The sequence below is a fragment of the Blautia sp. MSK17_66 genome (assembly GCF_020538025.1).
GTDB lineage: Bacteria > Bacillota > Clostridia > Lachnospirales > Lachnospiraceae > Blautia_A.
In genome coordinates this window covers 1-23,689 of the sequence record NZ_JAJBNQ010000001.1, presented here as the reverse complement: position 1 = coordinate 23,689, position 23,689 = coordinate 1, and the positions used below count along the sequence as shown (strand labels likewise).

Genomic DNA, 23,689 nt, shown 5'->3' with positions numbered 1-23,689 from the left:
GTGTCCCTAAATTTTTGTGTAAAAAATTAAAAAAGTTGTTGACAGCATAAAATTGCTATGCTATAGTGAAGAATGCTATATTATGGCAAGATATGCCTGTTTATCTCAAACCGTAAACAGGGTCGTGTTATAAAATAAATAAAAAAACAGGGGTGAAACGTCAATGGAAAAAAACAGAATTCGTTCTGTAAAAACTGGAAAAAGCATGCGCATGAGCTACCAGAGACAAAAAGAAGTTCTGGAAATGCCGAATTTGATTGAAGTCCAGAAAGATTCCTATAAGTGGTTTCTCGATGAGGGCCTCAAAGAAGTGTTTGATGATATTTCTCCGATCGCGGATTATGGCGGAAAGTTCAGCCTGGAATTCATCGATTTCACGTACGATGCAAAAGATGCGAAATATAACATTGAGCAGTGCAAAGAACGTGACGTAACTTACGCGGCACCTTTGAAGGTTCGCGTACGACTGATAAATAAAGAAACAGAGGAAATCAACGAACACGAGATCTTCATGGGAGATCTTCCGTTAATGACAGAGACAGGTACTTTCGTTATTAATGGTGCAGAACGTGTTATTGTCAGCCAGTTGGTGCGTTCCCCTGGTATCTATTATGCAATTGCACATGATAAGATCGGTAAGAGACTGTTTTCCAGTACCGTTATCCCCAACAGAGGAGCATGGCTGGAATATGAAACGGATTCCAACGATATCTTCTATGTGCGTGTGGACAGGACCAGAAAGGTTCCGATCACTGTGCTGATTCGTGCCCTTGGTGTCGGCAGCAATGCAGAAATCGTTGATTTGTTTGGTGAAGAGCCAAAGATCCTTGCAAGCTTTGCAAAGGATACTTCCACAAACTATCAGGAAGGTCTTCTGGAACTCTATAAGAAGATCCGTCCAGGCGAGCCGCTGGCAGTAGACAGTGCAGAGAGCCTTATCATGGCTATGTTCTTTGACCCTAGAAGATATGATCTTGCCAAGGTCGGACGTTATAAATTTAATAAGAAACTTCATTTTAATAAGCGTATTGCAGGTCACAAGCTGGCAGAGGCTGTTGTAGATCCGTCTACAGGAGAGATTCTGGCAGAAGAAGGTGCCAACATTACAATTGAACTTGCAGATCAGATTCAGAACGCTGCCGTTCCATATGTATGGATTCAGGGAGAAGAACGTAAGATCAAAGTTCTTTCTAATATGATGGTAGATCTTGCAGCGTATGTTGACTGTGATCCAAAGGAACTGGGTGTTACAGAATTAGTATACTATCCTGTTCTTGAGAAAATTCTGGAAGAGAATGATAATCTTGAGGATATCAAGGCTGCAATTGTCAGAGATATCCATGATCTTATTCCGAAGCATATCACAAAAGAAGATATCTTTGCATCTATCAACTATAATATGCATCTGGAATATGGAATCGGTAACGATGATGATATCGATCATCTGGGCAACCGTCGTATCCGTTCTGTAGGAGAACTTCTTCAGAACCAGTATCGTATCGGTCTTTCCAGACTGGAAAGAGTTGTACGTGAGCGTATGACAACTCAGGACACAGAGAATATTTCTCCACAGTCCCTGATCAATATTAAACCTGTAACTGCAGCGGTTAAGGAGTTCTTTGGATCTTCTCAGCTGTCACAGTTCATGGATCAGAACAACCCTCTTGGTGAGCTGACACATAAGAGACGTCTTTCTGCACTGGGACCTGGCGGTCTGTCACGAGACAGAGCCGGATTCGAGGTACGAGATGTCCATTATTCTCACTATGGCCGTATGTGCCCAATCGAGACTCCTGAAGGTCCTAACATCGGTCTGATCAACTCTCTTGCATCTTATGCAAGAATCAATCAGTATGGTTTCATTGAGGCACCATACCGCAGAATTGACAAAACAAATCCGGCCGAGCCGGTCGTAACAGATGATGTTGTTTATATGACAGCAGATGAAGAAGATAATTACCATGTAGCACAGGCGAATGAGCCGCTGGATGAAGAAGGTCACTTCATTCACAGAAATGTGTCCGGTCGTTTCCGTGAAGAAACGCAGGAATATGAGAGACATATGTTTGATTACATGGACGTATCTCCTAAGATGGTATTCTCCGTCGCTACTGCACTGATTCCTTTCCTGCAGAACGACGATGCTAACCGTGCGCTGATGGGATCAAACATGCAGCGTCAGGCCGTTCCGCTTCTTACAACAGAGGCACCTGTTGTTGGAACTGGTATGGAAACCAAAACTGCTGTTGACTCTGGTGTTTGTGTTGTAGCTAAGAAGTCCGGTACTGTTCTTCGTTCTACCTCTACAGATATCAGTATCAAGAATGATGATGGAACAAAAGATGATTATCATCTTACCAAATTCCTTCGCAGTAACCAGAGTAACTGCTATAATCAGAAACCAATCGTATTCCAGGGTGAGCATGTAGAGGCAGGACAGGTTATCGCTGATGGTCCTTCTACTGCAAACGGTGAACTGGCTCTCGGTAAAAACCCGCTGATCGGTTTCATGACCTGGGAAGGTTATAACTACGAGGATGCCGTTCTGTTAAGTGAGAGACTGGTACAGAACGATGTATATACTTCTATTCATATGGAAGAGTATGAAGCAGAAGCAAGAGATACCAAACTGGGACCGGAAGAGATCACAAGAGATGTTCCGGGTGTCGGTGATGATGCACTGAAAGATCTGGATGAACGTGGTATTATCCGTATCGGTGCAGAAGTTCGTGCCGGTGATATCCTGGTTGGTAAAGTTACTCCTAAGGGAGAAACGGAACTGACTGCAGAAGAACGTCTTCTGCGTGCAATTTTCGGTGAGAAAGCAAGAGAAGTTCGTGATACTTCCCTCAAGGTTCCTCATGGAGAATATGGTATTGTTGTAGATGCCAAAGTATTTACAAGAGAGAACGGTGATGAACTGTCTCCAGGAGTAAATCAGTCAGTTCGTATTTATATTGCTCAGAAACGTAAGATTTCTGTTGGGGATAAAATGGCTGGTCGTCATGGTAACAAGGGTGTTGTTTCCCGTGTACTTCCGGTTGAGGATATGCCATTCCTTCCAAACGGACGTCCGCTGGATATCGTACTGAACCCTCTGGGCGTACCTTCACGTATGAATATCGGACAGGTCCTGGAAATCCACTTAAGTCTTGCAGCCAGAGCACTCGGATTTAATGTTGCAACACCTGTATTTGACGGTGCGAGCGAAATTGATATTCAGGATACTCTGGAACTGGCAAACGATTATGTAAATATTGAAGATTTCGAAGAATTCCGTGCAAAATATCAGGATACACTTGCTCCTGATGTTATGGAATATCTTGATGAACACAAAGATCACAGAGATCTGTGGAAAGGTGTTCCGATTTCCAGAGATGGTAAGGTTCAGCTTCGTGATGGACGTACCGGTGAGTACTTCGACGGACGCGTAACAATCGGTCACATGCACTATCTGAAACTGCACCATCTGGTAGATGATAAGATTCATGCACGTTCAACAGGTCCATACTCTCTCGTAACACAGCAGCCTCTGGGTGGTAAAGCTCAGTTCGGTGGACAGCGTTTTGGAGAGATGGAGGTTTGGGCTCTGGAGGCATATGGTGCTTCTTACACACTTCAGGAGATTCTGACAGTGAAGTCCGATGATGTTGTAGGACGTGTGAAGACCTATGAAGCAATTATCAAGGGAGACAACATCCCTGAGCCGGGTATTCCGGAATCCTTCAAGGTACTTCTTAAAGAACTTCAGTCTCTGGGTCTTGATGTCAAAGTTCTTAAAGATGACAATACAGAAGTACACCTTCTGGAAACTGTAGATTATGGTGATACAGATCTTCGTTCTGTAATTGAAGGCGACAGCAGACATCGCAGAGAAGAGGAATCCTTTGGTAAACATGGTTATACCAAACAGGAATTCGAAGGCGAAGAACTTGTAGATGTAGAAGAGGATGAGGACGAAGAAGAGTTTCTTGACTTCGACGATTCCTACGATGATGATGACGACAAGTAAGAAAGGGGAAAGAATACATGGCAGAAACAACAGCTACCAATGAAACATATCAGCCAATGACTTTCGATGCCATCAAGATTGGACTGGCGTCCCCTGAGAAGATCAGAGAATGGTCCAGAGGTGAGGTAACAAAACCTGAGACTATCAACTATCGTACTCTGAAACCAGAGAAAGATGGTCTTTTCTGTGAAAGAATTTTCGGACCAAGCAAGGACTGGGAGTGCCATTGTGGTAAATACAAAAAAATTCGCTATAAAGGCGTTGTCTGCGATCGATGTGGCGTAGAAGTTACGAAATCTTCTGTCCGAAGAGAGCGTATGGGACATATTGAGCTTGCAGCTCCGGTATCCCATATCTGGTATTTCAAGGGTATTCCGTCCCGTATGGGACTGATCCTTGATCTGTCTCCGAGAACATTGGAAAAAGTTTTATATTTTGCTAACTATATTGTACTGGATCCGGCAGATTCCAAGCTGCAGTACAAACAGGTCCTCACTGAGAAAGAATATCAGGATGCCCGTGAAGCATATGGATATAATTTCCGTGTTGGAATGGGTGCAGAATCCATCATGGAACTTCTGAAAGCAATTGATCTTGAGAAAGATGCTGAGGAACTCAAAACAGAACTGGTAGATGCAACTGGACAGAAACGTGCCAGAATCATCAAAAGACTGGAAGTTGTAGAATCTTTCCGTGAGTCTGGAAACCGTCCGGAATGGATGATCATGACTGCAATCCCGGTTATTCCTCCAGATCTGCGTCCTATGGTACAGCTGGATGGGGGTCGTTTTGCAACTTCTGACCTTAACGATCTGTACAGAAGAATTATCAACCGTAATAACCGTCTGAAACGTCTTCTTGAGCTGGGAGCACCGGACATTATCGTTCGTAATGAGAAGCGTATGCTCCAGGAAGCTGTAGATGCACTGATCGACAATGGTCGTCGTGGCCGTCCGGTAACAGGACCTGGAAACAGAGCCCTTAAATCCCTCTCTGATATGCTGAAAGGTAAATCCGGACGTTTTCGTCAGAACCTCCTTGGTAAACGAGTTGACTATTCAGGACGTTCTGTTATCGTCGTTGGACCGGAACTGAAGATTTATCAGTGTGGTCTTCCGAAAGAGATGGCAATTGAGCTTTTCAAACCTTTCGTTATGAAAGAACTGGTTGCAAACGGAACTTCTCACAACATCAAAAATGCCAAGAAAATGGTAGAGAAACTTCAGCCAGAGGTATGGGATGTACTGGAAGAGGTTATCAAAGAGCATCCGGTTATGCTGAACCGTGCACCTACACTGCATCGTCTGGGTATCCAGGCATTTGAGCCGATCCTTGTAGAAGGTAAAGCTATCAAACTTCATCCACTCGTTTGTACCGCGTTCAACGCAGACTTCGATGGTGACCAGATGGCTGTTCATCTTCCGCTTTCTCAGGAAGCTCAGGCAGAGTGCCGTTTCCTCCTGCTTTCACCAAACAACCTTCTGAAACCTTCAGATGGTGGTCCGGTAGCCGTTCCTTCACAGGATATGGTCCTTGGTATCTACTATCTGACACAGGAGAGACCGGGAAATCCAGGAGAAGGCAAATTCTTCAAGAGCATAAATGAAGCAATTCTTGCTTATGAGAATAAAGTTATCACCTTACAGTCCAGAATCCATGTGCGCTGCACAAAAACAATGCCGGATGGAAGCGAACTGACAGGAACTGTAGAATCTACACTTGGACGTTTCCTGTTCAACGAGATCATTCCGCAGGATCTTGGATATGTAAACAGAAGTATTCCGGGCAATGAACTTCTTCCGGAAGTTGATTTCCTGGTAGGTAAAAAACAGCTGAAACAGATCCTTGAAAAAGTCATCAACACTCACGGAGCTACCAAGACTGCTGAGGTTCTTGACGCTATCAAGGCAATGGGTTATAAATATTCTACCCGTGCAGCTATGACAGTATCCATTTCTGATATGACTGTGCCGCCTCAGAAGCCTGAGATGATCCAGAATGCACAGGATATCGTTGACAAGATCACAAAGAACTATAAGCGTGGTCTTATTACAGAAGAAGAGCGTTACAAAGAAGTTGTTGAGACATGGAAGAAGACAGATGATGAGCTTACCAAAGCACTTCTGAATGGTCTCGATAAATACAACAACATCTTTATGATGGCTGACTCTGGTGCCCGTGGTTCCGATAAACAGATCAAACAGCTTGCAGGTATGCGAGGTCTGATGGCGGATACAACCGGTCACACTATCGAGCTCCCGATCAAGTCAAACTTCCGTGAAGGTCTTGAAGTACTGGAATACTTCATGTCCGCACATGGAGCTCGTAAAGGTATGTCCGATACCGCTCTTCGTACCGCTGACTCTGGTTATCTGACCAGACGAATGGTTGACGTATCTCAGGAACTTATCGTTCGTGAAACAGACTGCTGTGAGAATCGAGAAGAAATCTCCGGTATGTATGTCAAAGGATTCATGGATGGTAAAGAAGAGATCGAAAATCTTCAGGAACGTATTACAGGACGTTTCTCCTGTGAGACCATCACAAACAAAGATGGAGAAGTTCTTGTTAAGGCAAACCATATGATCACACCAAAACGTGCTGCCCGTATCATGAGTGAAGGCGTAAATGCAGCCGGTGACCCGATTGAAGAAGTTAAGATCCGTACGATCCTTAGCTGTAAGTGCAAGGTTGGTGTCTGCGCTAAATGTTATGGTGCAAACATGGCAACTGGTGAAGCTGTTCAGGTTGGTGAATCTGTTGGTATTATTGCAGCACAGTCTATCGGTGAGCCTGGTACACAGCTTACCATGCGTACATTCCATAGTGGTGGTGTAGCCGGTGGAGATATCACACAGGGTCTTCCTCGAGTTGAGGAGCTTTTTGAGGCAAGAAAACCGAAAGGTCTTGCTATCATTACAGAGATCCCTGGTGTTGCAGTTATCAATGATACCAAGAAAAAACGTGAGATCATTGTTACCAATCCGGAGGACGGAGATTCCAAGACTTATCTGATTCCTTATGGATCTCGTATCAAGATTACAGACGGACAGGTACTGGAGGCCGGTGATGAACTGACAGAAGGTAGTGTAAATCCACATGATATCCTGAGAATCAAGGGTGTTCGTGCGGTTCAGGATTATATGCTCCGTGAGGTTCAGCGAGTATATCGTCTCCAGGGTGTAGAAATCAGTGATAAGCATATCGAGGTGCTGGTTCGCCAGATGCTGAAGAAGATTCGTATCGAAGAAAACGGAGATACAGAATTCCTTCCAGGTACACTTGTTGATGTCCTTGAATTTGAAGAAGTTAATGAAAAACTTGAAAAAGAAGGCAAGACACCGGCAGAAGGAAAGCAGATCATGCTTGGTATTACCAAAGCATCTCTGGCAACAGATTCCTTCCTGTCAGCAGCATCTTTCCAGGAAACAACAAAAGTCCTGACAGAAGCTGCTATCAAAGGTAAGGTTGACCACCTGGTAGGTCTGAAGGAAAATGTTATCATTGGTAAACTGATTCCTGCAGGTACAGGTCTGAAACGTTACAGAGATATCCAGCTGGATACCGGAATGCCGGAGGAAACTCCTGTTGCAGAAGAAGAGCCGGCAGATGAACTTCCAGAGGATGAAGAAATGCTGACTATGGAAGAAGAAGCAGATGAGGATGTTTCTGATGATGAAATCCTGTTTGATGACACAGACTCTACAGAAAAATAAATAAAAAACAAAAGAAGTTCCAGATTTATGACAGAAGTAAATCTGGGGCTTCTTTTTTTAAATATAAAGATTATATGAAAAAAGAAGAAAGAAAAGCGAAAACTACAGACATACACGAGTGGACATGCTATACTAATAGCACTTCCTGAGGGAAGTTTTAAAAAATAGACTTTTTGATTGAAATAAAGTAACTGTTCAGCAGCCACTAAGAAGGTATTGGAGAGTTACAAATTAAATTTGAAATTACATTGCAGATAAATATAGATTATATATAACTGTTCAGAAGGCAGTATCTCGCGAGATGACTTGGAATGCATTTTGACTCGTAACCGTGAGGGTACTGAACAGTTAAGAATGTATTACGAAAGGAGAGGAGGGGAGGATAGATGGACAAACAACTTCCGGTTTCTGCATGGCCGGAATGGAAGATCGTAGAGAAGATCGGAGAGGGCTCTTTCGGAAAGGTGTATAAAGCCAGACGTACAGAGCAGGGAAAAACCTTTTATTCTGCGATCAAAGTTATTACAATTCCTTCGAATGCCGGAGAATTGAGCAGTGTTCGCTCGGAAAATCCGGATGAGCAGTCGGTGAAGGAATATTTTTACAGCCTCGTAGAAGAATGTATTCAGGAAGTGAATACAATGGAATATTTTCGTGGCAATTCTCATGTGGTTTCTGTGGAAGATTATAAAGTAATGGAATATCTGGATGATATAGGATGGGATATTTATATCCGTATGGAATATCTTACCAGTTTTCTGGACTATTGTGCGGGACGTGCATTGACAGAAGAAGACGTGATACATTTAGGAATTGATTTGTGTAAGGCACTGGAATACTGCCAGTGTCAGAATATCATTCACAGAGATATTAAGCCAGAGAATATTTTTGTCTCCCGATTTGGGGAGTTTAAATTGGGAGATTTTGGAATTGCCAGAGAACTGGATCGGACAATGAGTGGGTTATCGAAGAAGGGTACATTTTCTTATATGGCACCGGAGATGTACAGGGGAGAGGCGTATGACGCACGAGTAGATATATATTCTCTTGGAATTGTACTTTATAAATTAAGAAATCATAATCGGCTTCCTTTTATCAGCCTTAAGAAGCAGCTGATAACTTACAGAGACAAGGAAGAGGCACTAAATAGAAGGATGGCAGGAGAAAAACTGCCTGTGCCGGCAGAAGCAGGGGAGGCTTTTGCAGAAGTAATTCTTAAAGCCTGCGCGTATGATCGTCATGATCGTTATGAAAGTGCGGAAGAATTTCGAATGGCATTGGAGCAGATTTTGTATCCGGGACAACCGGAAATGCAGGAAATCCGAAAGCCTGCGATTACACCGGATTTTGAAGGATCCGGGAAAATTTTTCCGGAACAGGAAGAAGAACCGGAGGGTACGAGAGTACTAAAACGAACAGATCCGAAAGCAAGGATACATGGGGAGTATTCTTCAAAAAACAGGAAATCGACCAAAAGAAAGAAGAAGTTTGAGCCACTTTTTGCGGCTGCCGTCATTATGGTGATAGCAGTCTGTATTGTTGTGAGCGTTTTTATCTGGCTTCTGAAAGAAAATGCGGAACTGCAGAAATTAAAACAGTCGGTTACAGAGACTGTGCAGAGTGCAGAAAATAAGCAGTTACAGGAAACATTGGAAAAAATTCAGTCACAGGCAACAGAAATCAGCGATAATCTGAATGATTACAGCTGGATCGGATCAGAAGACGAGGGAAAAATCAGTTATTTGCGGCAGAAGGATGATGGAAGCTGGCAGGTAATGAAGATTCTGATCTATCCATCTTTATCACAGGATGGATATTACCAGGAATATTATTACTGGAATAATGAATTGTTTTTTGCCTACATATGGGCAGACAATAATACGATGAGTGACCTGAAGGACGGAGAGCAGAAAATAGACAGATATTATTATGAGGATGGTAAACTGATTCGATGGATCGATGATAAAAACCGTTGTCATGATAACGAGACAGACAGTGAGGAGTATGTAACACGAGGAGAGAAATACTGGGATTATGCAGATGAGTATAAAACCCAACTGAATCTTTCTGACGACAGTACATCTGCATCCTGAGAAAGGAAGGACTATGGCGTATCAGATTGAATATGCATATACGTGCCATATTGGTAAGGTACGTAATAATAATGAGGACAATTTCTGGTGCTGTGGTGAAAGCCTTGATTCAGAAAATAAGGGAATGAGTCATGTCTGCAGCGGGCATATAAAACAGGCAGACTTACCGCTCCTGGCCGTATTTGACGGGATGGGCGGAGAGAGCTGTGGTGAAATGGCGGCATTTCTTGCTGCAGAAAGCTGTGGACAGTATTATAAAGAAAAAAAGAAGGAACTTTCAGAAGATCCGGAACAGTTTATGAACGGACTATGCAGTATAATGAACCATGCAGTATGTCATTATGGGAAGGAAAACAAGATAAACAGCATGGGGACTACAGCGGCTATGCTGGCCTTTGGGAAAGAGAATGTATACTCATGTAATCTGGGGGACAGCCGTATTTATAAGATTTCGCCAGAGGGAAAACTGGGGCAGCTTTCGCTCGATCATGTGCTTGGGGGCGGAAGGTTTGGAAAGCCCCCGTTGACGCAGTATCTTGGTATTCCGGAAGAAAGCATGGGACTTGAACCAACGATTGTGCCGCAAAAAGCAGAAATAGGGACGCGTTATCTGATCTGTTCAGATGGTATCACGGATATGCTTTCGGATGGGGAGATTGCAGACATTCTTACCAGAGAAATTTCCGTATCTGAAACAGTAGAGCTTCTTGTTGAAAGGGCTCTTATAAAAGGCGGCAGAGATAATATTACAGTGATACTCTGTGAACTTGTGGAACAGGAAAAAAGCCTGTTTGGAAAATTATTGAATTATTTTTTATAATTATGAAGGTGACAGACTATGAAAAATCGTATGCAGGATCTGGATTTTGAGCAGACAGTTGCTTTTGATTCGGTCAAAGACTTTGAATTTACACGAAAAGCTGCACAGCGATTCCGACAGGTGGTCAGTCTGGATGGCTTTGAGGATGAGGATGCAGATGTTATTTTCCATTATCTTTATAAAGAAATGGAGCTGGTATCTTTTGGGGATCATCTGAAACGTTATATTTACGAACGTTCAGGACTGGAAGAGCCTTATAATGAAGTAACGCAAGAGATATACAGGGATATTGTGATTGAATCCTTTCATGAAACCTGCACGCCGAAATCAATGAATCCAATTTCTACGAAGTTGACCTCTCTTGTGAATAACTGGCTGACACAGGCTTCTGTCAAGAGAGAAACTGTATTTCTGCTGGGATTTGGACTTCGCATGAGTGCCGAGGATGTCTCTGATTTTCTGACAAGAGTGCTGAGAGAGCAGGATTTTGATTTCCATAATCCGGATGAGGTGATCTACTGGTATTGCTATACCATGCAGCTTGGATACCATAAAGCAGAGGAATTTAAGAAAGCTTATGAGAGACTGGAACCTGATCCGGATTATACGGATGCATCCAATGTATACTCAGGTACACTGATATTGGACAACGAGGAAAAGCTTCTGAAGTATCTGGCATATGTAAAGGTCGGAGCAGATGATCCAATGTCAGAGAAAAGTCAGGCCTTCCAGGAATTTGTACGTCTTCTGACCCATGCCAAGGAAATCATTGCCAGAATGTATCAGGGCGATGAGGCGGAGAAAGATCGCAATAAAGTGTGGAATATTTCTGATATTACAGACTCTGATGTGGAAAAAGTTATCTGCAGCGGAATTCCGGTAAATAAAATGGGAAACCTAAAAAAGATGTCGGCTTCCATTCTGGCAAAACATTTCAGCCAGAAAAGATTCAGCCGTCAGAGAATAAACAGTATCATGAATCATAAATTTCCGGTTGAACGTTTTGATCTGATAACACTTGAGTTTTTTATTGTATCGCAGGAGATGCAGGATGATGATCCATACAACAGATATCATCATTTTCTGGAGGAGATACAGAAGATTCTTCACAAGTGTGGAATGAGTGAGATTTATATTGTAAATCCATACGAATGCTTTCTTCTAATGTGTCTTCTGACAGATTGTCCGCTGGCAGTTTTTGCTGACATTTGGGAGATGTCCTATGAGGATAAGGACGGAGAGAATTTGTAAAAAGTAATAATCAGAAATTCATAAATAAAAAGAAAAAATCATGTAAAATACCTTGACAGCCGTATTTTTACAGGATATAATGAGCAAGCGTGCAATAAGAACGCTGTTTTTTTGTTGCCGTAGCATATTCAGGAAATTGCCAGTGGCAGATCCTGAAGATTGATTTATTAATTTGACAATAGCAACCGCGCTACCCCATGGCAAACCATGGAGAAAATAATCGGGAGGTGAAATGGAATGCCAACATTCAACCAGTTAGTAAGAAAAGGACGTCAGACATCTGTAAAGAAATCTACAGCACCGGCTCTGCAGAGAACATTCAACTCTTTAAGAAAGAAAGCTGTTGAGCAGTCTGCACCACAGAAACGTGGAGTTTGTACAGCAGTTAAAACTGCAACACCTAAGAAACCTAACTCAGCTCTTAGAAAGATCGCCAGAGTTCGTCTTTCCAACGGTATCGAAGTAACAAGCTATATCCCAGGAGAAGGACACAACCTTCAGGAGCATAGCGTTGTTCTTATCCGTGGTGGACGTGTTAAGGACTTACCTGGTACCAGATACCACATCATCAGAGGTACACTGGATACTGCAGGTGTAGCCAACAGAAAACAGGCCCGCTCCAAATATGGTGCTAAGAGACCTAAAAAGAAATAAAGTTAATTTTGCGTAAGTAAATTAACGATACTTCTTGAATGCAAAGCATTTAAGAAGGTTCCCGTTTGAAGGGAAAATAAATTAGACAAGTAATCAATCGAAGATTCACTTATAGCTATAAATATTGTACGGTATTCCATATACCCTGTCGGTTGCGGGTTAAATATAGGACTTTACCAGTGCGAACACCTTAGTTTTAATAGTGAGTACCGATGATTTAATCATTTTGATTAAGGAGGGAAGTAACGTGCCACGTAAAGGACATACTCAGAAAAGAGACGTTCTGGCAGACCCGATGTACAACAACAAAGTGGTTACCAAACTTATCAACAACATCATGTTAGATGGTAAGAAAGGTGTCGCTCAGAAGATTGTATACGGCGCTTTCGCTAGAATTGAAGAAAAAGCTGGCAAACCAGCTATCGAAGTATTTGAAGAGGCTATGAACAACATCATGCCACTTCTCGAAGTAAAAGCAAGACGTATCGGTGGTGCTACTTATCAGGTTCCGATCGAGGTAAGAGCAGACAGACGTCAGGCACTGGCTCTTCGCTGGCTCACCACATATTCTCGTAAAAGAGGCGAGAAGACCATGGAGGAGAGACTTGCAAACGAGCTTCTGGATGCAATGAACAACACAGGCGCATCTGTTAAGAAGAAAGAAGATATGCACAAGATGGCTGAAGCAAATAAAGCATTTGCTCACTATCGTTTCTAATCAAGGAGGAAATCCAATTGGCTGGAAAAGAAGGTAGAGAATACCCGCTTGAGCGTACCAGAAACATTGGTATCATGGCTCATATCGATGCAGGTAAGACAACTCTTACAGAACGTATCCTTTATTATACAGGTGTCAACTACAAAATCGGTGATACTCATGAAGGTACCGCAACAATGGACTGGATGGAGCAGGAGCAGGAGAGAGGTATCACAATTACTTCCGCTGCTACCACATGTCACTGGACTCTGCAGGAACACTGCAAGAAGAAACCAGGTGCTCTGGAACATCGTATCAACATCATTGATACACCAGGACACGTAGACTTCACCGTAGAGGTTGAGCGTTCACTCCGTGTACTTGACGGCGCTGTCGGTGTCTTCTGTGCAAAAGGTGGTGTAGAACCTCAGTCCGAAAACGTATGGCGTCAGGCTGACACTTACAATGTACCGCGTATGGCATTCATCAACAAGATGGATATTCTCGGTGCAAACTTCTACAACGCTGTAGATCAGATCAAGACTCGTCTTGGTAAAAACGCTATCTGCTTACAGCTTCCAATCGGAAAAGAAGATGAATTCAAAGGAATCATCGACCTTTTCGAAATGCAGGCTTATATCTACAATGATGAGAAAGGTGAAGACATTTCCATCACAGATATTCCGGAAGACATGCAGGAAGAAGCAGAACTTTATCATACAGAACTCGTAGAGAAAATCTGCGAACTGGATGACGATTTAATGATGGAATATCTGGAAGGTGAAGAACCGTCTAATGATAAATTAAAAGCAGTTCTTCGTAAAGCTACTTGCGAATGTACAGCTGTACCGGTATGCTGCGGTACTGCATACAGAAACAAGGGTGTTCAGAAACTTCTGGATGCAATCATTGAATTCATGCCTGCTCCTACAGACATTCCTCCAATCGAGGGTGTTGACCTGGAAGGCAACCCGATCGTGAGACATTCTTCTGATGAAGAGCCGTTCTCCGCCCTGGCATTCAAGATTATGACAGACCCATTTGTTGGTAAACTGGCATACTTCCGTGTATACTCCGGTACTATGAATTCTGGTTCTTATGTACTCAACGCTACTAAGGACAAGAAAGAACGTGTTGGCCGTATCCTTCAGATGCACGCTAACAAACGTATGGAACTGGATAAAGTATATTCAGGAGATATCGCTGCAGCAATCGGTTTCAAATTCACCACAACTGGTGATACAATCTGTGATGACCAGCATCCGGTAATCCTTGAATCCATGGAATTCCCGGAACCGGTTATTGAGCTTGCAATCGAGCCTAAGACAAAAGCTGGACAGGGTAAACTTGGTGAAGCTCTTGCAAAACTGGCAGAAGAAGACCCGACATTCCGTGCACATACAAATCAGGAAACAGGTCAGACAATCATCGCTGGTATGGGTGAGTTGCATCTGGAAATCATCGTTGACCGTCTGCTTCGTGAATTCAAAGTAGAGGCTAACGTTGGTGCACCTCAGGTTGCATATAAAGAAACAATTACTAAATCAGTAGACGTTGACAGCAAATATGCTAAACAGTCTGGTGGTCGTGGACAGTATGGTCACTGTAAAGTTAAATTCGAGCCTATGGATGCCAACGGAGAAGAACTGTACAAGTTCGAATCCACAGTTGTTGGTGGTGCTATTCCGAAGGAATACATCCCGGCAGTTGGTGAAGGTATTGAAGAAGCTATGAAAGCTGGTATTCTGGGTGGATTCCCAGTAGTCGGCGTTCATGCAAACGTATACGACGGTTCTTATCATGAAGTCGATTCCTCTGAAATGGCATTCCACATTGCAGGTTCCCTTGCATTCAAGGATGCTATGCAGAAAGCAGCTCCGATTCTTCTTGAGCCTATCATGAGAGTCGAAGTTACTACTCCGGAAGATTACATGGGTGATGTTATCGGTGATATCAACTCCCGTCGTGGTCGTATCGAAGGTATGGATGATATCGGCGGAGGTAAGATGATCCGTGGATTCGTTCCGCTTTCTGAAATGTTCGGATACGCAACAGACCTTCGTTCAAGAACTCAGGGACGTGGTAACTACTCCATGTTCTTCGAGAAATACGAACAGGTTCCGAAGTCCGTACAGGAAAAGATTCTTTCCAAGAAAGACTGATAATATAAAAAAGCTTGCAAATATCCTTGATTTGCAATATAATCAAGGATAGCAAGTCAAAAACTGATAAAAACGCTCTGAAAGAAAGAGCATAGTTTTTAAGGAGGACATTTTAAAATGGCAAAGGCTAAGTTTGAGAGAACAAAACCGCATTGTAACATTGGTACCATCGGACACGTTGACCATGGTAAAACAACTTTAACAGCAGCTATCACAAAAGTTCTGGCTGAAAGAGTTCCAGGAAACACAGTTGAAAACTTCGAAGATATCGATAAAGCTCCAGAAGAAAGAGAGCGTGGTATCACAATTTCTACAGCACATGTTGAGTATCAGACAGAGCATAGACATTATGCACACGTTGACTGCCCAGGACATGCTGACTACGTTAAGAACATGATCACAGGTGCAGCTCAGATGGATGGTGCTATCCTCGTAGTTGCTGCTACAGATGGTGTTATGGCTCAGACAAAAGAGCACGTTCTTCTTGCTCGTCAGGTTGGTGTTCCGTACATCGTTGTATTCATGAACAAATGTGATATGGTAGATGATGACGAACTTCTTGAACTGGTTGAGATGGAAATTCGTGAACTTCTTTCCGAGTATGACTTCCCAGGAGATGACATTCCGGTTATCCAGGGATCTGCTCTTAAAGCTCTTGAAGATCCGGCTGGCCCATGGGGAGACAAGATTATGGAACTCATGAACGCAGTTGATGAGTACATTCCGGACCCACAGCGTGACACAGACAAACCGTTCGTTATGCCTGTAGAGGATGTATTCTCTATCACAGGACGTGGAACAGTTGCTACTGGTAGAGTAGAAGCTGGTGTTCTTCACGTATCTGAAGAAGTTGAAATCGTTGGTATCAAAGAAGAAACACGTAAAGTTGTTGTTACAGGAATCGAAATGTTCCGTAAACTTCTTGACGAAGCTCAGGCTGGTGATAACATCGGTGCTCTTCTTCGTGGTGTTCAGAGAAACGAAATCGAGCGTGGACAGGTTCTTGCTAAACCAGGAACACTTACATGCCATACAAAATTCACAGCTCAGGTTTACGTTCTGACAAAAGATGAAGGTGGACGTCATACTCCATTCTTCAACAACTATCGTCCACAGTTCTACTTCAGAACAACAGACGTAACAGGTGTTTGCAACCTTCCAGAAGGAACAGAAATGTGCATGCCTGGAGATAACATCGAAATGACAATCGAACTGATCCACCCAATCGCTATGAGCCAGGGTCTTACTTTCGCTATCCGTGAAGGTGGACGTACTGTAGGATCAGGACGTGTTGCTACAATCATCGAGTAATCACTGACTAATATATATTGAGTACCGCAAGGTACATGTGTCCAAACGTAAGATACCCCGGAACCGTAAGGTTTCCGGGGTTTTTCTGTTGAGTAAAAAGTTTAAAATAAGGCTGTAAAGAATAGCGAATAAATTGAAAACAGGCAGGTATGGGAAGAAAATGAAAATCTTCGCATATCTGCCTGTGATACTGTTATGATACTATTTCTGTTCGTTATTGGAAAATTTCTGTGTTAAAAGTTCATCTCGTTTACGGATTCGTGTCTCAAAATCCAGTTCTTCAATTTCTTTATGGGTGACAGGTTTGGAAGTGTAGTATTCCAACGTCTGCTTTTTCCACATATCAAACATATCTTTGCCTGTGAAATAAGATTCCAGGCTTTCTCTGTTCTCCTGCAGATCAGCAAGAAAATTACACATATCTGCGTTTAAAGAATGTTCAGGATCATTTCCATAAAAGCGAAGTCCGGCATACCATTTCTGTGTTTCTGTTTCTATATCACCGGGAAGTTTATTATTTATATCCAGTTCATACCGGAGTTCATTGGATTCATTCATCTGCAGTAAAACCCAAAGAATATCGCTGAGAGTAGAAATCTGTACTTTATTTTCAGATAATCCAAATAACCAGTCCAGTGAGACATGAAATTTCTGAGCAATAGTCAATAACACATCATTGGAGGGAGTAACCACACCATTTTCATAACTGGATAAAGTTGACTGACGTATACCAATAGCTGCGGAAAAGTTTTTTTGATTCATCTTCAGATCAGTTCGCAGCTCTTTTATTTTTTCTGAAATAGATGATTCCTGCATATTATCCACCTCCTTAAAAGCTATGATTAGTATATCACAAATGATAAAAATCAACAATATAGAAAAATATCATTCATGATGATAAAAATTATTGACAATGATTATTTAAAATGATATAGTATCAGTGAAAATGATAATTATAGACAAGGAGGAAATGATATGCAGAGACAGAACTATATGATTACAGCGGAAGAAGTTGCAGAGAGCATGGGGATTTCACTTGGATATGCTTACAAGCTGCTTCGCAAACTGAACAAAGAGCTTGCAGATCAGGGATATGTAACCGTTGCGGGCAAGATACCGAGGGCATTCTGGGAAAAGAAATTTTATGGATATTCCCAGATTGCAATGTAAGGGGGTGAGAAAGTATGGCAGCATACAAAGATGAAGAAAGAGGAACCTGGTATGTTTCATTTTATTATGAGGACTGGACAGGAGCCAAAAAGCGAAAAGTAAAAAGAGGATTCCGTACTAAGAAAGAAGCATTAAATTTTGAAGCGGAGTATAAAAGAACAGCGAAAGCAGACATGGATATGACAATGGGAGAGTTTGTAGAAGTCTACTTCCGAGACAAGTCTCAGTCATTGAAGGACAGGAGTATCAAGAACAAAAGAGATACGATGAATGCTCAACTGTTACCGTATTTTAAGGACAGACCGATGAACAGTATCACACCAGCAGAGATTATCCAGTGGCAGAATACGATTATTGAAAAAGGATATTCAGATGATTATCTGAAAACAATACAGAATCAGATGACGGCATTGTTTAATCATGCGAAGAATATCTACAATCTGGCAGATAATCCTTGTGACAAAGTAAAACGTATGGGAAAGACTTCAAAAAAGAAAATGAAGTTTTGGACAATTGAAGAATATCGGCAGTTTATGACCGGAATAGAACCGGGAAGCAAATATTATGTGCTGTTTGAATTATTATTCTGGACAGGAGCGAGAGAAGGCGAAGCACTCAGCATTACACCTGCTGACATTGATTTTGAAAAGAATCTACTTCATATCAATAAAACTTACTACCGTATGCATGGAGAGGACGTGATTACATCTCCCAAAACAGAAGAATCGAACCGTACGATTTCCATACCGGAATTTCTGAAAAAAGAGATTCAGGACTATATTAGCAGACTGTATGAGTTGCCCGAAGATGAACGGATTTTTCCAATGGTTCATGAAGCGGTACAGCATAAGTTAAAACAGGTGGTTCAAAAGACCGGAGTAAAAAAGATAAGAGTACACGACATTCGTCACAGTCATGCGGCATTTCTGATCAATAAGGGAGTGCAACCATTGATGATTAAAGAAAGGTTTGGACATACGGACATTCGCATTACATTGAATACTTATGGGCACTTATATCCAGATCAGCAGAAAGTGGTGGCAGATATGCTGGATGATGAAAATATAAAAAGCTCCGGAAGTACGAACAACCGGAGCAATGTGACAAATGGGGACGAATCCACAAATGTCAACCCTAGACAAGTTGATTATATCAGGGATTCTTCCAGAGAACAACAGATAATTGGCGAGAATAGTTTGAAAAATGGAGGAATTTATGGAACAGAGAAATGAGAATAAAACAGAATTGAAAATGATAAAGATGTCAGATGTCCAGTCCCAGACAGTGGACTGGCTCTGGTATCCATTTATCCCTTATGGGAAATTAACGATCATTCAGGGTGATCCGGGCGATGGAAAAACTACGCTGATATTAAATATTGCAGCGAGATTGTCTAAAGGAGAAGGTCTGGATAACGATATGAAAGTAACAGAACCAGTAAAGATTATTTATCAGACAGCGGAAGATGGGCTGGCAGATACGGTAAAACCCAGACTGGAGCTGGCAGAAGCGGTCTGTGAAAGAATCATGGTTATAGATGAAACAGAAAAATCACTTTCCATGATAGATGAGAGACTGGAAACTGCTATCAAACGGACTGGTGCGAGAGTGCTTATTTTAGATCCGATTCAGGCATACCTTGGAGGAACAATGGATATGAACCGGGCAAATGAAGCAAGGGATATGACAAAAAGATTGAGCTTGCTGGCAGAAAAGTATAAATGTGCAATTTTATTAATCGGACATATGAATAAAGCTGGTGGAAATAAAGCTGCATATAGAGGAATGGGTTCGATTGACTTTTTTGCAGTAGCCAGAAGCGTATTACTGGTAGGAAGAATAGAGGGAGAACCGGACTTAAGAGCAGTGGTTCAGATTAAAAATAATCTGGCTGCATTTGGACATTCCAAAGCATTTCGCCTGACAGAAACCGGATTTGAGTGGATAGGTGACTATGAAATCACAGCAGATGAGGTGCTTGGTGGAATTGCTCCAAAGGTAAATAAACTGGAACAGGCAAAAAAGATGCTGAGGGAACTGGCAGAAACATCAACTTCTGTGCAAAGCAGTGAAATCTTTGATATGGCAGAAGATTTGAATATTTCTAAAAGAACACTGGAAAATGCAAAAAAGGAACTTGGAATTAAGGCAAGACGAATCGGTAATTCCTGGTATTGGGATTTAAATAAAGTTAAGCCGGAATAAATTAAGGGTGCAACATTGCAGAGTATATAGAAAATGCGGAATTAAAATGCAAGGTTGCAATCTGTAAAGACATTGCAGTGTTGCGTCCTTACATAAATTGTAAGAAGGTGAGAACTTGAAAAACGTTATGATTCCAGAGGAGTTATTTGGAAAGATTATAAAATATCATTTACTGGATCAGGAACAGGAAGCAGATGATATAAGAAAAGGTCTGGAAAAAAAGCTGGATGCAATGGTAAATCGTGAGGCATACAGTAAATTCAAAACTGCGCCAACAGAAGAAGAACGGGAAAAGTTCCGGCAGGAGTATCTGGACAGAAAAGGAATGCAAGAGAGCTTTCGATGGTAACAGTTCGTGTTGATTACCTTTTTACAGGAGCGTGTCACGCCCCTGTGAGAAGTAAACAAGAAGAAAGTTGGTAAGGCGCATACGGAAAGCTGAGGCTGGACGGTGAGGTTGCTGTAAATTTGATAGTTGTGAAGAAGGGAGAACGATTCGATGAAGCAGGGAAGATTAGGATATAACAGTAGCAATGACAAATATGGGTTATTAGCCTCGGACTTATGGATTGATACGGGATTTCACTGTGGAGAAGGTCTTGAGGTGCTGGTCGATGATAAGTGGGTAAGGACAAGAATGGAGATGAATCCAGCAAGAGAATGGTATCTGGTTGGAACGCCATACTGTGGAGATCTGGAATATGTGCAGGCAAGAATACCGGAATAATTTAGTCGAGAGAGTAACGAAAGAGATAAAATAGCCCCCGGCAGGGCGCAAGGGTACTTTTGATGGACGGAACGGCTGTCGAAAGTGCTTTTGCGTTACTTTTGACAAAAGTAACAAAACCGCCGTATCCGGCGAAGATTTCTTTTTATACTATAGCTGGTAAAGATACAAATTTATGTGCCATGTCTGGCACTGGTTTTAGAAAGTGGGGTGACGAACATGACGCTGAAACGAACAATTAGTGGTATGATCGGGACAGGTTCTCTGGCTCATAACAGAAGGGAATTTATAGCAGAAAATGTTGATTCAGACAGAGTGCAACTAAATATTTGCTATCAGAATGAGAATTTAAAAGAAGTTTATAAAGAACTGTTTGATGAAGCTGTAGAACGATATAATATCGGGAAAAGAAAAGATAGACAGATTACAAATTACTATGAAAAAATCCGGCAGGGAAAACAAGAGAAGTTGTTCCACGAAGTAATTTTTCAAATTGGAAATCGAGAAGATATGGCTGTCGGAACAGCAGAAGGAGATCTGGCTGTAAAAATACTGGATGAATATGTAAAGGACTTCCAGAAGCGGAATGCAACGTTACGGGTATTTGGGTGTTATCTACATCAGGATGAGTCTACTCCACATTTACATATTGATTTTATTCCTTATGTGACTGATTGGAAAGGAAAAGGAATGGACACCAGAGTTTCGTTGAAACAGGCATTAAAAAGTCTTGGATTTCAAGGTGGAAATAAGCATGATACAGAGTTGAACCAGTGGATGAACCATGAAAAAAAGGTCCTGGCAGAGATTGCAAAACAGCATGGCATTGAATGGGAACAGAAAGGTACTCATGAGGAACATTTGGATGTTTATAACTTCAAGAAGAAAGAGCGAAAAAAGGAAGTACAGGAGCTGGAGCAGGAGAAAGAGTATCTAACTGCAGAAAACGAAGAACTGACAGCACAAATTGCGGAATTCAGAGCAGATATCCAGATTTTAAAAGACGATAAGGAACAGGCAAGCAGGGAGAAACAAGAAGCAGAACAAAGGGCAGAGGACGCAGAAAAAGAAGTAAAAAGTCTGGAAGAGCGTCGAGATGTGCTGCAGCCGATTATGGATAATGCCAGTAAAGAAATAAAAGAATATGGAATGATTAAGACGTTTTTACCGGAGGCAGGAACATTTGAACGTGCAGTACCTTACAGAGAAAATAAAATCAAGCCATTGTTTATCAAGATGAAGAATCAGATTGCTGCATTAGCTGGAAAGGTTGTAGAACTTAACAAAACGATAGAAAGCTGGAAAAACAAATATCAAAAATCTACGGAGAAATGTGATGATATCCAAACGCAGTTAGATGATGTGCGTAAAGAAAATGGAAAATTATCAAATGATAATCAACGTTTACAAGAGATTTCGGACAGATATGACAGAGTGGTGCGTATTCTGGGAATGGAAACTGTAGAGGATGTGGTGCAGCAGGACATTAAAGAACAAAGGGCACTGGAAGAAAAACGGCGAATGGAGCAAATGCCAAAGGGAAGCGTTCTGAAACAGTTGGAATGGGCAACTCAAAAGAGCCAGATTGAAAACCAACAACGTAAGAAAAATAAAACAAAATACAAAGGATTGGAGATTTAGACTATGAAAAAACAGATTTATGATGAGAAAAATGGAATGAGCTATACGTTGCATGGAGATTACTATTTGCCGGATCTGGTTTTAAGAGAAGAAGAACCTACATATGGAAAATATGGAATGTTACGAAAGCAGTTCTTAAAAGAACACAGATCAGCAAGATATCAATACATGTTATTGACCGGAAAATTGAATGAACATCTGAATCAGATCGATCAGGAAGTCAGAGAACAGGTGGAAACGCTTATGGAACAGATGACAGAAAAACAGGGTGTAACTGAAGAATTAAAGGCACAGGATCAGATGAAGTGGGTTAGGTTAATGAATAATATAAAAGCCAGTGCAGAAGAGATTATATTGAAAAACATGGTATATGTGTGAGATCGTTCTTTTACACTTTTGTATATATTAGAATAGCACTTTAGAAAGCACTATGGTAAAATAAAGTGAAGGTAAATCGGAATTTGGAGGATTGAATTATGTGGAATGAATTAGGTATAAGTGGAGGAACCGCAATTGTTATTTTGATTGCGCTGTATTTCGTTATCAAATGGGCAGTGAAAAATGGCATCAAAGAAGCCTACAGTGCAATCACTGGAAAGAAAACTGTTGAAGATATCCAAAACGAAAAAGAGCTGAAAGAACTTGGATTGGATTCAGAAGATCAATAACTTCAAGTTTGTGGAATCGACTGAAAGGAAGCATTATATGTTCTATATTTATATTATTTTTGATTTTGCAATGGCAGTAATTATGCTTTTATTTGGAATATGGTTTTATAGGTCAAAAGGACAAGCATCCAACTTCTTGTCTGGTTATAATATGAAATCTGCAGAAGAACGAAAAAAATATGATGAAAATGCTATGTGTAAGGCATATGGGAAGAGAATGATGCTTATGTCACTTCCTTTTATTGCTGGAATGATTATAGATATTTGGTATATAGGAACTGGTTGTTTAATTGCATGGGCGATATGGTTTGTTATGTTTATTCTGTTGCTTATAGATAGACATAAAAGAGAAAGTTAATTTATAGAAAAATAGAATGTTTTCGGGTGAAAATACCGTTTATTTGTTTTAGACATATGATGTCCGATTGAAAATTAGCGGATTCTCGTTTTATGTCGTGGTAATTTTGCTATATATTGGTAAGCTGTAAGTGGAAGAGAGGTAGAGACATGGATACAAAAAAGATTGGAGCTTTTTTAAAGCAATGTCGTAAAGAAAAGAATC

19 protein-coding genes are annotated in these 23,689 nt (G+C 41.5%); 18 read left to right on the top strand and 1 reads right to left on the bottom strand.

Going from position 1 to position 23,689, the window contains the following annotated elements:
- Nucleotides 1-163 precede the first annotated feature (163 nt).
- From rpoB to tuf, 9 genes are all read left to right on the top strand, one after another.
- Nucleotides 164-4,012 (top strand): DNA-directed RNA polymerase subunit beta, encoded by a 3,849-nt coding sequence (gene rpoB / locus LIR34_RS00095; RefSeq protein ID WP_161285602.1) that lies wholly within the window; start codon nt 164-166, stop codon nt 4,010-4,012.
- Between the two features lie 17 nt (nt 4,013-4,029).
- Nucleotides 4,030-7,728 (top strand): DNA-directed RNA polymerase subunit beta', encoded by a 3,699-nt coding sequence (rpoC, locus tag LIR34_RS00090; RefSeq protein WP_173901629.1) that lies wholly within the window; start codon nt 4,030-4,032, stop codon nt 7,726-7,728.
- A gap of 386 nt (nt 7,729-8,114) precedes the next feature.
- On the top strand, nt 8,115-9,821 hold the full coding sequence (locus LIR34_RS00085) for a serine/threonine protein kinase (RefSeq protein ID WP_173901630.1): 1,707 nt from the start codon (nt 8,115-8,117) through the stop codon (nt 9,819-9,821).
- Between the two features lie 13 nt (nt 9,822-9,834).
- Nucleotides 9,835-10,641 (top strand): PP2C family protein-serine/threonine phosphatase, encoded by an 807-nt coding sequence (locus LIR34_RS00080; protein ID WP_161285599.1) that lies wholly within the window; start codon nt 9,835-9,837, stop codon nt 10,639-10,641.
- An 18-nt stretch (nt 10,642-10,659) separates the two neighbouring features.
- Nucleotides 10,660-11,892, top strand: coding sequence for a hypothetical protein (locus LIR34_RS00075; protein WP_173901631.1), 1,233 nt, complete (start codon nt 10,660-10,662; stop codon nt 11,890-11,892).
- 237 nt (nt 11,893-12,129) lie between these two features.
- Nucleotides 12,130-12,546 carry a 30S ribosomal protein S12 gene (gene rpsL / locus LIR34_RS00070; protein WP_161285597.1) on the top strand — a complete coding sequence of 139 codons (417 nt, stop codon included), beginning with the start codon at nt 12,130-12,132 and terminating at the stop codon, nt 12,544-12,546.
- A 247-nt stretch (nt 12,547-12,793) separates the two neighbouring features.
- The gene (rpsG, locus tag LIR34_RS00065; RefSeq protein ID WP_044925146.1) at nt 12,794-13,264 is read left to right on the top strand and encodes a 30S ribosomal protein S7; all 471 of its coding nucleotides are present in this window, start codon (nt 12,794-12,796) and stop codon (nt 13,262-13,264) included.
- 17 nt (nt 13,265-13,281) lie between these two features.
- Entirely contained in the window at nt 13,282-15,405 is a 2,124-nt protein-coding gene (fusA, locus tag LIR34_RS00060; RefSeq protein WP_227240529.1) for an elongation factor G, read from the top strand.
- Between the two features lie 117 nt (nt 15,406-15,522).
- Nucleotides 15,523-16,716: an elongation factor Tu gene (gene tuf, locus LIR34_RS00055; protein ID WP_005423313.1), complete on the top strand. Its 1,194-nt coding sequence runs from the start codon at nt 15,523-15,525 to the stop codon at nt 16,714-16,716.
- Between the two features lie 201 nt (nt 16,717-16,917).
- Here the strand turns inward: tuf and LIR34_RS00050 are convergent, their stop codons facing one another.
- Nucleotides 16,918-17,532 carry a helix-turn-helix domain-containing protein gene (locus LIR34_RS00050; protein ID WP_070100139.1) on the bottom strand — a complete coding sequence of 205 codons (615 nt, stop codon included), beginning with the start codon at nt 17,530-17,532 and terminating at the stop codon, nt 16,918-16,920.
- Between the two features lie 159 nt (nt 17,533-17,691).
- Here LIR34_RS00050 and LIR34_RS00045 point away from each other — a divergent pair, with 159 nt between their 5' ends.
- The 9 genes from LIR34_RS00045 to LIR34_RS00005 all read left to right on the top strand — a co-directional run bounded on the left by LIR34_RS00045 (nt 17,692) and on the right by LIR34_RS00005 (nt 23,485).
- The gene (locus LIR34_RS00045) at nt 17,692-17,886 is read left to right on the top strand and encodes a hypothetical protein (protein ID WP_055053915.1); all 195 of its coding nucleotides are present in this window, start codon (nt 17,692-17,694) and stop codon (nt 17,884-17,886) included.
- Between the two features lie 14 nt (nt 17,887-17,900).
- On the top strand, nt 17,901-19,118 hold the full coding sequence (locus LIR34_RS00040; RefSeq protein ID WP_117468400.1) for a site-specific integrase: 1,218 nt from the start codon (nt 17,901-17,903) through the stop codon (nt 19,116-19,118).
- Nucleotides 19,090-20,091 (top strand): AAA family ATPase, encoded by a 1,002-nt coding sequence (locus LIR34_RS00035; protein WP_173770107.1) that lies wholly within the window; start codon nt 19,090-19,092, stop codon nt 20,089-20,091. The genes LIR34_RS00040 and LIR34_RS00035 overlap by 29 nt, the downstream gene beginning before the upstream one ends.
- Nucleotides 20,092-20,218: 127 nt before the next feature.
- Nucleotides 20,219-20,440: a complexin-2 gene (locus tag LIR34_RS00030; RefSeq protein WP_117468423.1), complete on the top strand. Its 222-nt coding sequence runs from the start codon at nt 20,219-20,221 to the stop codon at nt 20,438-20,440.
- A 150-nt stretch (nt 20,441-20,590) separates the two neighbouring features.
- A complete protein-coding gene (locus tag LIR34_RS00025) occupies nt 20,591-20,818 on the top strand; it encodes a DUF5348 domain-containing protein (RefSeq protein WP_173901632.1) in 228 nt (75 codons plus the stop codon).
- 219 nt (nt 20,819-21,037) lie between these two features.
- Entirely contained in the window at nt 21,038-22,459 is a 1,422-nt protein-coding gene (locus LIR34_RS00020; RefSeq protein ID WP_118224604.1) for a plasmid recombination protein, read from the top strand.
- 3 nt (nt 22,460-22,462) lie between these two features.
- Entirely contained in the window at nt 22,463-22,837 is a 375-nt protein-coding gene (locus tag LIR34_RS00015) for a TnpV protein (RefSeq protein ID WP_117754057.1), read from the top strand.
- 98 nt (nt 22,838-22,935) lie between these two features.
- Entirely contained in the window at nt 22,936-23,127 is a 192-nt protein-coding gene (locus LIR34_RS00010) for a DUF6019 family protein (RefSeq protein WP_008373533.1), read from the top strand.
- Between the two features lie 37 nt (nt 23,128-23,164).
- The gene (locus LIR34_RS00005) at nt 23,165-23,485 is read left to right on the top strand and encodes a DUF3784 domain-containing protein (RefSeq protein WP_008373534.1); all 321 of its coding nucleotides are present in this window, start codon (nt 23,165-23,167) and stop codon (nt 23,483-23,485) included.
- Nucleotides 23,486-23,689 lie beyond the last annotated feature (204 nt).